The 11,618-nt window shown below is 61.9% G+C and carries 14 protein-coding genes and 1 pseudogene; 7 read left to right on the forward strand and 8 right to left on the reverse strand.

Features of this window, described 5'->3' with window-relative positions; genetic code table 11:
* The first annotated feature begins 182 nt into the window (after nucleotides 1-182).
* Entirely contained in the window at nucleotides 183-2,990 is a 2,808-nt protein-coding gene (gene gyrA / locus NMA58_RS09515; RefSeq protein WP_183703308.1) for a DNA gyrase subunit A, read from the forward strand.
* Nucleotides 2,991-3,171: 181 nt separating this feature from the next.
* On the opposite strand, the gene NMA58_RS09520 is transcribed toward gyrA, so the two are convergent.
* The 3 genes and pseudogenes from NMA58_RS09520 to NMA58_RS09530 all read right to left on the reverse strand — a co-directional run bounded on the left by NMA58_RS09520 (nucleotide 3,172) and on the right by NMA58_RS09530 (nucleotide 3,942).
* Nucleotides 3,172-3,306 carry a hypothetical protein gene (locus NMA58_RS09520; protein WP_010056528.1) on the reverse strand — a complete coding sequence of 45 codons (135 nt, stop codon included), beginning with the start codon at nucleotides 3,304-3,306 and terminating at the stop codon, nucleotides 3,172-3,174.
* Nucleotides 3,307-3,342: 36 nt separating this feature from the next.
* Nucleotides 3,343-3,498: a hypothetical protein gene (locus tag NMA58_RS09525; RefSeq protein WP_003539654.1), complete on the reverse strand. Its 156-nt coding sequence runs from the start codon at nucleotides 3,496-3,498 to the stop codon at nucleotides 3,343-3,345.
* A 143-nt stretch (nucleotides 3,499-3,641) separates the two neighbouring features.
* Nucleotides 3,642-3,942: pseudogene (locus NMA58_RS09530) on the reverse strand (hypothetical protein).
* Between the two features lie 90 nt (nucleotides 3,943-4,032).
* On the opposite strand from NMA58_RS09530, the gene coaD reads away from it, so the two are divergent.
* The 5 genes from coaD (at nucleotide 4,033) to tgt (ending at nucleotide 7,966) form a co-directional block, all read left to right on the forward strand.
* Nucleotides 4,033-4,527, forward strand: a complete 495-nt coding sequence (gene coaD / locus NMA58_RS09535) for a pantetheine-phosphate adenylyltransferase (protein ID WP_097601109.1) — start codon at nucleotides 4,033-4,035, stop codon at nucleotides 4,525-4,527.
* 42 nt (nucleotides 4,528-4,569) lie between these two features.
* Nucleotides 4,570-5,142 (forward strand): peptidylprolyl isomerase, encoded by a 573-nt coding sequence (locus NMA58_RS09540; RefSeq protein ID WP_183703310.1) that lies wholly within the window; start codon nucleotides 4,570-4,572, stop codon nucleotides 5,140-5,142.
* A gap of 28 nt (nucleotides 5,143-5,170) precedes the next feature.
* Nucleotides 5,171-5,680 (forward strand): peptidylprolyl isomerase, encoded by a 510-nt coding sequence (locus tag NMA58_RS09545; RefSeq protein ID WP_434713132.1) that lies wholly within the window; start codon nucleotides 5,171-5,173, stop codon nucleotides 5,678-5,680.
* 72 nt (nucleotides 5,681-5,752) lie between these two features.
* On the forward strand, nucleotides 5,753-6,835 hold the full coding sequence (gene queA, locus NMA58_RS09550) for a tRNA preQ1(34) S-adenosylmethionine ribosyltransferase-isomerase QueA (protein ID WP_434713133.1): 1,083 nt from the start codon (nucleotides 5,753-5,755) through the stop codon (nucleotides 6,833-6,835).
* Nucleotides 6,836-7,966, forward strand: coding sequence for a tRNA guanosine(34) transglycosylase Tgt (gene tgt / locus NMA58_RS09555; RefSeq protein WP_434713134.1), 1,131 nt, complete (start codon nucleotides 6,836-6,838; stop codon nucleotides 7,964-7,966).
* 19 nt (nucleotides 7,967-7,985) lie between these two features.
* Here tgt and NMA58_RS09560 read toward each other — a convergent pair whose 3' ends face one another.
* The 5 genes from NMA58_RS09560 to NMA58_RS09580 all read right to left on the reverse strand — a co-directional run bounded on the left by NMA58_RS09560 (nucleotide 7,986) and on the right by NMA58_RS09580 (nucleotide 10,899).
* A complete protein-coding gene (locus NMA58_RS09560) occupies nucleotides 7,986-8,414 on the reverse strand; it encodes a DUF4864 domain-containing protein (RefSeq protein WP_434713135.1) in 429 nt (142 codons plus the stop codon).
* Nucleotides 8,415-8,496: 82 nt separating this feature from the next.
* Nucleotides 8,497-9,762 carry a beta-ketoacyl-ACP synthase II gene (gene fabF / locus NMA58_RS09565; protein WP_434713136.1) on the reverse strand — a complete coding sequence of 422 codons (1,266 nt, stop codon included), beginning with the start codon at nucleotides 9,760-9,762 and terminating at the stop codon, nucleotides 8,497-8,499.
* Nucleotides 9,763-9,775: 13 nt separating this feature from the next.
* Complete coding sequence (locus NMA58_RS09570; RefSeq protein ID WP_434713137.1) at nucleotides 9,776-10,282, reverse strand: winged helix-turn-helix transcriptional regulator; 507 nt, start codon at nucleotides 10,280-10,282, stop codon at nucleotides 9,776-9,778.
* A 41-nt stretch (nucleotides 10,283-10,323) separates the two neighbouring features.
* Complete coding sequence (locus NMA58_RS09575) at nucleotides 10,324-10,617, reverse strand: hypothetical protein (protein WP_434713138.1); 294 nt, start codon at nucleotides 10,615-10,617, stop codon at nucleotides 10,324-10,326.
* A 93-nt stretch (nucleotides 10,618-10,710) separates the two neighbouring features.
* Nucleotides 10,711-10,899 carry a hypothetical protein gene (locus NMA58_RS09580; RefSeq protein ID WP_434713139.1) on the reverse strand — a complete coding sequence of 63 codons (189 nt, stop codon included), beginning with the start codon at nucleotides 10,897-10,899 and terminating at the stop codon, nucleotides 10,711-10,713.
* A gap of 209 nt (nucleotides 10,900-11,108) precedes the next feature.
* Here NMA58_RS09580 and NMA58_RS09585 point away from each other — a divergent pair, with 209 nt between their 5' ends.
* The gene (locus NMA58_RS09585; RefSeq protein ID WP_221112418.1) at nucleotides 11,109-11,504 is read left to right on the forward strand and encodes a hypothetical protein; all 396 of its coding nucleotides are present in this window, start codon (nucleotides 11,109-11,111) and stop codon (nucleotides 11,502-11,504) included.
* The last annotated feature ends 114 nt before the right edge of the window (nucleotides 11,505-11,618 follow it).

The raw sequence follows: 11,618 nt of genomic DNA on the forward strand, positions 1-11,618 counted from the left end.
TTTCGATTTGGCAAATATGCTGCGGCGGCCCGCGGCGGATTTGTCCGGTCCGGCCGCACAAGTCCGGTGCTTTACCCTTTTTCGGCCGCAAAAGCCTGTTCAAAACGCGCTCAGAAAATGGCGCGGGAACAGGCTTTCCGCTATAAATCTTCAAGTGATTCTAGAAGAGATCGTGATCTGTTTTGACTGAGCAAACACCCCCCGGCGGCGGGAAGCTCCCGCCAGGCATCGAGCCCATCTCCATCATGGAGGAAATGCAGCGGTCGTATCTCGATTACGCCATGAGCGTCATCGTCAGCCGCGCGTTGCCCGACGTGCGCGACGGCCTGAAGCCCGTGCACCGGCGCATCCTCTACGGCATGTCCGAGCTCGGCATCGACTGGAACAAGAAATACGTCAAATGCGCCCGCGTTACCGGCGACGTGATGGGTAAATACCATCCGCACGGCAACGCCGCGATTTACGACGCGCTTGCCCGCATGGCGCAGCCCTGGTCGCTGCGCCTGCCACTGATCGACGGTCAGGGCAATTTCGGCTCGGTCGACGGCGATCCGCCGGCGGCCGAACGATACACCGAGTGCCGCCTGGAGAAGGCTGCCCATTCGCTGCTCGACGATCTCGACAAGGAAACCGTCGACTTCCGCGACAACTATGACGGCACGCTCTCCGAGCCGGTCGTCGTTCCCGCCAAGTTCCCGAACCTGCTCGTCAACGGCGCCGGCGGCATCGCGGTGGGCATGGCGACCAACATTCCGCCGCACAACCTCTCCGAAGTCATCGACGGCTGCATTGCGCTGATCAACGATCCGGCGATCGAGCTGCCGGAACTGATGCAGATCATTCCCGGCCCCGACTTCCCGACGGGCGCCAAGATCCTCGGCCGCGCCGGCATCCGCTCGGCTTACGAGACCGGACGCGGTTCCGTCATCATGCGCGGCGTCGCCACCATCGAGCCGATGCGCGGCGACCGCGAGCAGATCATCATCACCGAAATTCCATACCAGGTGAACAAGGCGACGATGATCGAGAAGATGGCCGAACTCGTGCGCGAAAAGCGCATCGAGGGCATCTCCGACCTGCGCGACGAATCCGACCGCCAGGGCTATCGCGTCGTCATCGAATTGAAACGCGACGCCAATGCCGAGGTCATCCTCAACCAGCTCTACCGCTACACACCGCTGCAGACCTCATTCGGCTGCAACATGGTGGCGCTGAACGGCGGCAAGCCGGAGCAGCTGACGCTGCTCGACATGCTGCGCGCCTTCGTCTCCTTCCGCGAAGAAGTCGTTAGCCGGAGAACGAAGTTCCTGCTGCGCAAGGCGCGCGAGCGCGCCCACGTCTTGGTTGGTCTCGCGATCGCCGTCGCCAATATCGACGAAGTCATCCGTGTCATCCGCCAGGCGCCTGATCCGCAGTCGGCCCGCGAAGAGCTGATGACGCGCCGCTGGCCGGCCGAAGATGTCGAAAGTCTGATCCGTCTGATCGACGACCCGCGTCACCGCATCAACGACGACCTCACCTACAACCTTTCCGAAGAGCAGGCGCGCGCTATCCTCGAACTGCGCCTTGCCAGGCTGACCGCACTCGGCCGCGACGAGATCGGTGATGAACTCAACAAGATAGGTGAGGAGATCCGGGATTATCTCGATATTCTTTCCTCGCGTGTCCGCATCCAGACCATCGTCAAGGACGAACTATCAGCCGTCCGCGACGAGTTCGGCACGCCGCGCCGCACCGAGATCGTCGATGGCGGCCTCGAAATGGACGACGAGGATCTGATCGCCCGCGAAGACATGGTCGTCACCGTCTCGCATCTCGGCTACATCAAGCGCGTGCCGCTGACCACCTACCGGGCCCAGCGCCGCGGCGGCAAGGGCCGCTCCGGCATGACCACCCGCGACGAGGATTTCGTTAGTCGGCTATTCGTCGTCAATACCCATACGCCGGTTCTGTTCTTCTCGTCGCGCGGCATTGTCTACAAGGAGAAGGTCTGGCGCCTGCCGATCGGCACGCCGACCTCTCGCGGCAAGGCGCTGATCAACATGCTGCCGCTCGAACCCGGCGAACGCATCACGACCATCCTGCCCTTGCCCGAGGATGAGGCGAGCTGGGACAATCTCGACGTCATGTTCTCGACGACGCGCGGTACGGTTCGCCGTAACAAGCTTTCGGACTTCGTCCAAGTAAACCGCAACGGCAAGATCGCCATGAAGCTCGAGGAGGAGGGCGACGAAATCCTCTCCGTCGAGACTTGCACTGATCGGGATGACGTTCTCCTGACCACGGCGCTTGGCCAGTGCATCCGCTTCTCCGTCGACGACGTTCGTGTCTTTGCCGGCCGCAACTCGATCGGCGTGCGCGGCATCAATCTCGGCGACGGCGACCGCATCATCTCGATGACGATCGTCGGCCATGTTGATGCCGAGCCATGGGAACGTGCCGCCTACCTCAAGCGCTCCGCCGCCGAACGCCGGGCGATAGGCGTTGATGAAGAGGACATCGCTCTCGTTGGCGAAGAAGTCACAGAAGAGGGGCAGCTTTCCGACGAGCGTTATGAAGAGCTCAGGGCACGCGAGCAATTCGTGCTCACCGTTTCCGAAAAGGGCTTCGGCAAGCGCTCTTCCTCCTACGACTTCCGCATCTCCGGCCGCGGCGGCAAGGGCATCCGCGCCACCGATACGTCGAAAACCGGAGAGATCGGCGAGCTGGTGGCGGCCTTCCCGGTTGATGACGGCGATCAGATCATGCTGGTCTCCGACGGCGGCCAGCTGATCCGAGTTCCGGTCGGCGGCATCCGCATCGCCAGCCGCGCCACAAAGGGCGTCACCATCTTCTCGACGGCCAAGGACGAGAAGGTCGTCTCGGTCGAGCGCATCAGCGAGCCGGAGGATGATGAGACGGAAGGGGCGGTCGACGCGGCCGAAGGTACCGCCGGCGCCGATGAAACACCTGTCGCCGATGGCGATCCGGGCGGTGCTGCCGAGGAATGATCGAATGAACTGGGCGGCTTCAAGCCGCCCTTTTCTGTTAGAGCGTTGCTTCCAAGCTGAAGCACTCTGTTGGCTCAAGCCGGCTCATTGCCCAAGAAAAAAGCCGGACGCTGGTTGCATCCGGCTTTGAAAAGCCCAGGCAGCGAAAGGGTGCCGCTCATGGGAGGGGAAGAGAGGAATGTCAGAACGCGCTATGCTTTTCGTTCAGCGCCTTCACCTCTTCGCCTTCGCGCCGCAGCGCTGATATCGTCGAGGCCACAGACACGATGAACATGACGCTGATGAGGGCGGTTAGCACTGTCAAGATCGTGAACATAGGCATTCCTTTCCTGGGGAGTTGCGTACTCGCTCCTCAGTACTGGCCCAGTACGGCCGTGCGGGCCGAGGCATAGGGGCCATAAACCTTGGAGGTATCGACCTTCTGATCATAAAGAGCGACAGTTGCGGTGAGCATGCCCGTGACCATAACCATCCAGAGCACGTTAATCATCGTAATCTTGCCGGGCATTATTAGTCCTTCCTGCCGCGCTTTGACGCATTTCTGTGTCGGTTGAGTGAACGCATCCGTTTAAGAATGGTTCCGTCGGATGTTGAGGGGGTGTTTAGCAATGGCGGTCTGAAGCCTCCTTGAATGTCTCGTTCATCTGGCGTTCAGATTCGAAGACCGTTTCTCCTGGCGCAGCCGGCCTTCATTCCGCGCAGCCGGCCTTGAGCACGCACGATCGCCGCATGTTCGGCAAGCTCCGGCCGCACCCAGTTCACCTCGTGGCGATCGGCGAAATAGCCATAGGCCAGCTCGGCGGCGAGGGAGAAAGTGACGGCAAACGCGACGAGCACGATCAGCATGGATCCAGGTCTTTCGGGGCGCGCCGGCTGCCGGAATGGCATCGGCTGCATTGATGATCCGAGTTAAGCAGATCCCGTCTGAAACGGCCTTGAATGGCATGTTCATCCGCTGTTCAGCCGTGCGGCGCGGCCCGGTAAATCACTTGCGACAAGTCTGCATCCGTGACAAAAGGCGTCAAACGAATGGCCGGGCCAGATGACGACAGCTTTTTATCCTGGGTCCTTCGACCCGATCACCAACGGACATGTGGATGTTCTGGTCCAGGCGCTGAACGTCGCCGAAAAAGTCATCGTCGCGATCGGCATCCATCCCGGCAAGGCGCCGCTCTTTTCGTTCGAAGAGAGAGCCGAGCTGATCCGCCTGTCGCTGGCCGAAGTCTTGCCCGGCAAGACCGGCAACATCACTGTCGTTGCCTTCGACAATCTGGTCGTCGACGCCGCCCGTGCCCATGGCGCCACGCTTCTGATCCGCGGCCTCCGCGATGGCACGGACCTTGATTATGAAATGCAGATGGCCGGCATGAACCGAACGATGGCGCCCGATATCCAGACCATCTTTTTGCCGGCCGGCACGGCGTCGCGGCCCATTACCGCCACATTGGTCCGCCAGATCGCCGCAATGGGCGGCGATGTCAGCGCTTTCGTCCCGGCCGCAGTCCTGCAAGCCCTCACATCCAAGCGCCCAAACTAGCAAGCGCAAAGCCTAGGCGGATAACGCCGCAACGGAGCTCACATGAAACTCTTCTATCTCGCATTTGCCGGCGTGCTGTATCTCGCCTCCTTCGCGGGGGATGCGTTGGCCCAGTCGGCCGATCATTATCTCACCATTCAGCTGAAGAACGGCCCGGTGGTGATCCAGCTGATGCCGGATGTAGCGCCGAAACATGTCGCCCAGATCGAGGCGCTTGCCAAGAAGGGCGAATATGACAACGTCGCCTTCCACCGTGTCATCGACGGCTTCATGGCCCAGACCGGCGACGTCAAATACGGCAACATGGAGAAGGGCTTCGATGCCAGCCTCGCCGGCACCGGCTCCTCCGACATGCCCGATATCCCGGCTGAATTCTCCAAGACACCGTTCGTGCGCGGCACCGTCGGCATGGCCCGCTCGCAGGATCCGAATTCCGCCAATTCGCAGTTCTTCATCATGTTTGCCGACGGTTCCTTCCTCAACGGCCAATACACCGTCGTCGGCAAGGTCGTGTCCGGCATGGAGAACGTAGACAAAATCAAGCGCGGTGAAGGCCAGAATGGCGAAGTCAGCAATCCCGACCGGATGATCAAGGTCACCCTGGGCAAGAAGTAGGTTACGAGAGAAAGAAGAGGAGAAGATAATGGCCGAGATCAAGGATCCCGAAAACACAGTCATTCTAGAAACCACCAAGGGCAAAGTAGTCATTCAGCTGCTGCCGCAGGTCGCGCCGGAGCATGTCGCCCGCATCAAGGAACTCGCCCGCGAGAAGGCCTATGACGGCGTCGTTTTCCACCGCGTCATCCAGGATTTCATGGCTCAGACGGGCGATGTCGAATATGGCAAGAAGGGTTCGGAAACCTTCAATCCCGGCCGCGCGGGCATGGGCGGCTCCGCCAAGCCGGACCTGAAGGCGGAGTTCTCGGCGACGCCGCATGTGCGCGGCACCTGCTCGATGGCGCGTTCGCAGAACCCGAACTCGGCCAATTCGCAGTTCTTCATCTGCTTCACCGACGCTCCGTGGCTGAACAAGCAGTATTCCGTCTGGGGCCAGGTGATCGAAGGCATGGACAATGTCGACAAGATCAAGCGCGGCGAGCCGGTCCCCGATCCGGACTCGATCGTCTCTATGCGGGTTGCCGCCGACGTCTGATTGTGATTTCTGCTGGAACCCGCCCTTGCGCGAGAGCGCGGGGCGGGTTTCGCTTTGCCTGAAAGTACGCTTATGCGCGTTGATCTTTTCGATTTCGATCTGCCCGAGGAGCGCATCGCCCTGCGGCCCGCCGAGCCGCGCGACAGCGCACGCCTGCTCGTCGTGGATGCAAAAGCGGCAATCGCACTGTCGGACCATCGCGTTTCGGATCTGCCGTCATTTCTGCGCGCCGGCGACGCGCTCGTCTTCAACGACACGAAGGTCATCCCCGCCCAGCTCGAGGGCATCCGCCATCGCGACGGCGCCGGCGGTCAGCAGGTCTCGGCAACGCTGCACATGCGCGTCGGTCCCAGCCGTTGGAAGGCATTCGCCAAACCGGGCAAGCGCATCAAGGAAGGCGATCGCATCGCCTTCGGCCACAGCGGCGAAAGCTGCATGATCGGCTCGCTCGATGCGACGGTGGAGGAAAAAGGCGAAGCGGGCGAAGTGACGCTCGCCTTCGATCTTTCCGGTCCGGTGCTCGACGAGGCGATCGCCGCCGTCGGCCATATTCCGCTGCCGCCCTACATCGCCGCCAAGCGCCCCGAGGACGAGCGCGACCGGGCCGACTACCAGACGATCTATGCCCGCGAGGAAGGCGCCGTTGCAGCCCCCACCGCCGGTCTGCATTTCACGCCTGGCCTGTTCGACGCGCTCGACAGGGCCGGCATCGAACGTCATTTCGTCACGCTGCATGTCGGCGCCGGCACTTTCCTGCCTGTTAAGGCTGATGATACCGACGATCACAAAATGCATCTCGAAAGCGGCTATGTCAGCGCCGATGTCGCCGCGCGCTTGAATGCCGTGCGGGAAAGAGGCGGGCGTATCGTCTGCGTCGGTACCACCTCGCTGCGGCTGATCGAGAGCGCCGCCGGGGAAAGCGGAGAGATCAAACCCTGGGCCGGCGCCACTGGGATCTTCATCACGCCCGGTTACCGTTTTAAGGCGGTCGACATGCTGATGACCAATTTCCACCTGCCGCGCTCAACGCTGTTCATGTTGGTCTCGGCCTTCGCAGGCTTCGAAACCATGCATGCCGCCTATGAACACGCGATTTCCACTGGCTACCGCTTCTACTCCTACGGCGACGCGAGCCTTCTTTTCCGGAAAGACTAGATGACAGAGAACTTCCAATTCACGCTCGAGAAGACCGATGCCGGTGCCCGTCTCGGTGAGATTTCCATGCCGCGCGGCGCGATCCGCACGCCGGCCTTCATGCCGGTCGGTACAGTCGGCACCGTCAAGGCCATGTATCTCGATCAGGTGCGGGAGACCGGCGCGGACATCATCCTCGGCAATACCTATCACTTGATGCTCCGCCCCACAGCGGAGCGCGTCGCCCGCCTCGGCGGCCTGCACAAGCTGATTCGCTGGGAACATCCCATCCTGACGGATTCAGGCGGCTTCCAGGTCATGTCGCTCTCCGGCCTGCGCAAGCTCGACGAGCAGGGTGTCACGTTCAAGTCGCATGTCGACGGCAGCCTGCATCATATGTCGCCGGAGCGCTCGATCGAGATCCAAGGGCTGCTCGGCTCCGACATCCAGATGCAGCTCGACGAATGCGTGGCGCTGCCGGCCGAACCGAAGGAGATCGAGCGCGCCATGGAAATGTCGCTGCGCTGGGCCGAGCGCTGCAAGGTGGCCTTCGGCGAGCAGCCGGGCAAGGCGATGTTCGGCATCGTTCAGGGCGGCGATATTCCGGCCCTGCGCATCCGTTCGGCCGAGGAACTCACCAAGCTCGACCTCAAGGGCTACGCCGTTGGCGGTCTCGCGGTCGGCGAGCCGCAGGACGTGATGCTGAACATGCTGAAAGAGACGCTTCCGGTCCTGCCCGTGGAAAAGCCGCGTTACTTGATGGGCGTCGGCACGCCTGACGATATCCTCAAATCCGTCGCCCGTGGCATCGACATGTTCGACTGCGTCATGCCGACCCGCTCCGGACGCCATGGCCTGGCCTTTACCCGCCGCGGCAAGGTCAATATCCGCAATGCCCGCCATGCCGAGGATATGCGTCCGCTCGACGAACAATCGAATTGCCCGGCTTCGCGCGATTATTCGCGCGCCTATCTCCACCATCTCGTCCGCGCCAACGAAGCCCTCGGCGGCATGCTACTCTCCTGGCACAATCTCGCTTATTATCAGGAACTGATGCAGCGCATCCGCAAGGCGATCGCCGAAGGCCGCTTCGCCGATTTCATGGCGGAAACTATGGAAGAATGGGCGAGGGGTGATCTCGATCCCGTTTGATCGGCCGAACGCAGTTTGATCAAATTCCTTTGCTGTCCGCATCCGGCATGATCTGAACGCCGTTGATCCGGTAGCTGCCGTCGGGCTGGCGCATGACCTGGTAGATCGCCGTCCAGTCCTTGCCGTCACGGCCCGAAATCAGCACTTCGTGGTAGATCAGCGCGCCGTTATCGATCGAGCGGCTGCGGCCGAAGGCGTAATTGCCGGGGTGATAGACCGGTTCGTAGCTCTTCTTCACCATGGCGAAGAACAGGTTCTTGTCGGGATACATCGCCTTGATGCCGGGGGCGGCGAAGGAATAGGCGGTTTCGGCATCGTCCTTGAGGAAGGCTTTGATCTGTTCCTCGATCATCGTTCGCGTGGTGTCGATCGGATCTTCGGCATGGGCCGAGAGAGGAGAGAGGGCGGACGCGGCACACAGAATGAGAAGTGCGAGAAAGGCGCGCATGGATTGATCTCCGGCTCCATCGGGGAGCGAGCCCCCGATAGAGCGGAAGTGTAAGCGAATTTCAGCACAAGGAAAACGGACTTTACGACCAGCGCCGGAAGAGGGCGCTGGCATTGACGCCGCCGAAGCCGAAGCCGTTGGTGATGGCATAGTCCATGGCAAGCGGCCGCGCCGTCTTGCCGACGATGTCGATGCCGTCGGCGGCCGGATCGGCTTCGTTGAGGTTGCGGGTCGGCGGCGCGATCTGGTCGCGCAGCGCAAGAATGGTGAAGATTGCTTCCAACCCGCCCGCCGCGCCGAGCAGATGGCCTGTCGCCGACTTCGTCGCGCTGACGGCAATGGCGCCATTGCGGCCGAAGACCGTGCCGATCGCAGCGATCTCGCCTCTGTCACCGACCGGTGTCGACGTCGCGTGCGCGTTGAGGTGCCTGACCTCGGAGGCCGGAATCTTCGCCTGCCTGAGTGCCGCCACCATCGCCCGGCGCGCGCCGTCGCCATCTTCGGGACCTGCGGTCATGTGGTAGGCATCCGCCGCCGTGCCGTAGCCGACGAGTTCGGCAAGTGGTGTCGCCCCGCGGGCCAGCGCGTGGGCGAGCGTTTCGATGACCAGGATGCCGGCGCCTTCGCCCATGACGAAACCGTCGCGTGCCGTGTCGAAGGGCCGCGAGGCCAGTTCCGGCGTCTCGTTGAAGCCGGTGGACAGCGCACGCGCGGCGGCAAAACCGCCGAGGCTAACCTTGTCGATGCAGGCCTCGGCACCGCCGCAGATCGCCACATCGGCTTCGCCGGAGCGGATCAGCCGCGCCGCATCACCGATCGCCTGAACGCTGGCGGCACAGGCCGTCACCGGCGCGCCGAGCGGCCCCTTGAACCCATAGCGGATGCTGACTTGGCCGGCGGCGAGGTTGACGAGGAAGGAGGGCACGGTAAAGGGTGATAGCCGCCGGACGCCCCGCGTCTCTCCGATCCGCACCGCTTCGGCGATTGCAGGAAAGCCGCCGACGCCCGAAGCGATGATCGTTGCGGTGCGTTCACGGCTGCCTTCGTCGGTCGGCATCCAGCCGGCCTGCTTCACCGCTTCCTCCGTCGCCGCCATCGCGAACTGGATGAAGCGATCCATCTTCTTCTGGTCTTTCGGCGTGATGGAGCGGTCGGGATCGAAGCCGGCCTGCGCGTCCTCGGCGATGCCGGGAACGACACCGCCGACCTTGGCCGAGAGCTCGCCGACAACATCGTCCGGCAGCACCCTGAGACCGGAGGCGCCGTTGACGAGACGTGTCCAGGCAGGCTCGACGCCGGTGCCGAGTGGCGAGACAAGTCCCATGCCGGTGACAACGATGCGATCCATGCTCTTTTCCTCTCTATGCGTCGATACCGAGATACCAGGCGCGCATGCGGGCGATTCGCGCACGCACCTCGTCATCGGCGGCTGGTCCAGGGAGCAGGCTGGTGTTTTCGGGCGTTACTTCTTCGCCGGTCCGAGCGTCCACAAGCACCGTCTCGCGCGCTTTGCCGGAAGCGGCGTCGCTGAGCAGAAAGGCGAGATCCTCTTCCGGAATGTGCCGGCTCCCCCAGGAAAACAGCGCCATTAACACCGGAAAGAAATCGCGGCCCTTCTCGGTCAGCACATATTCGTAGCGGGCAGGGCGCTGTTGGTAGAGCCGTCGTTCGAACAGGCCCCGGTCCGTCAGATGTTTTAGCCGCCGCGTCAGAATGTTCGGGGCCACGCCGAGACTTTTCTGAAACTCGTCGAAGCGCGACAGCCCCTGGAAGGCGTCGCGCAGAATCAGGATGCTCCACCAGTCGCCGACGCTGTCGAGCGCGCGCGCCGCCGGGCATTTGAATTGGCCGAAACTTGTCCGCTGCATGGCAGATGTCACTACAGGAGTGACTATCATCATGCAAGCTACTATCTGGCGCTGCCTTCGAAAAAGCGGGCGAGCAGGATGCCGGTGACGAGCACGCCGGCCGCGGCAAAAATCGTATCGCCCGGAGTGCCGATGTAGAGCGGCCCGATATTGGCAAAGAGCAGAAAGGCGACGAGGAAGTTGGCCCAGCCCCATATGACATTCACCGTCGGCGAACTTGGATTGGCGAATGGGGTGCGGAAGGGCCGGCCGCTGACGCCATTGACGAAATGCGGAATGCCGTTGGCCAGAAATGCCGCGGCGATGAAATGGGTGATGTAGGCGATCCAGGGCAAAGGCTTCTCCTGATCTGCGCGAGTGGCGTAAAGGAGAATGTGGCCGGGATCATCCGGCCGGCAAGAGGAGGTTGTGGCCTTCCGCTGGTAGTCTCAGGCGAAGCCGAGCGGCAATTTTTCCAGTTTTCTGTCGGCGCCGTAATCGCGTTCATGCGGCGAGCGACGGCGGTCGTCGCGGCGCGATGAAAGGTCGATGCGGTTTTCGGCGAAGATCCCGTCGGGATAGGTGCCGGTATCATGGCAATCGACGTCGATCTTTGGCGCAAGGATTTTCAGTATCATCGGGGTTCCTCCACGGCGCAGCAACAACACTCGGAAAGGCCGCATGGTTCCAATGATAAGCGCCGAATTATTAATAAATTAACCATAAATGCCGGCCGAGTTATCAGCGGATTTCACCGTCGGCGCGCCACGCATCGCGTTGAAGTGGCGTTGTCGTGGAACTCCTGATGCTGATCGCCGTTGGTTTGGCATTAACACAGGAGGTTCCCATGCAGTTGATCGATACGCGCGTGACACAGTCCGGCAACTTCTTCACGGTGGAATTTCTGGGCGAGGGAGGAGAGTCGATTGCCGTCAAAATCGACAATTCGCACGGCGAACTAGACAGTTCGACGGCGCTCGACCACGCCAAGGTAATGATGGTTCAGCTGACGGCCTTTCCCGGCCGCAGCCCGGACGGCAGCATCAATCGGTATGATGCCTTGAGCAACGGCAACTTCGACGAAGGCAGCAAGGGTCTCATCGGCCAGCCGAGCGCGCGTTCCACCCACGACAGCGAAACACTGGAAGAGGAGCTGAACGAAGGTCTCGAAGACACCTTCCCCGCAAGCGACCCCGTTTCGGCGACCGTATCGTCCATCCCCGCGAACGCGCCGCGGCACTGATCGCCACCCAATCAGGAGATGGGCCGGCTCCCAGTTCGGGAGGCGGCCTGCGGCTGTGTGACAGATTGATGTCAAAACTGAAAAACAGCTGAAAACCGCAGATGTCTGATTGAC

Origin of the sequence: Rhizobium sp. YTUHZ045, from assembly GCF_051124255.1 — a bacterium.
Classification (GTDB): Bacteria; Pseudomonadota; Alphaproteobacteria; order Rhizobiales; family Rhizobiaceae; genus Rhizobium.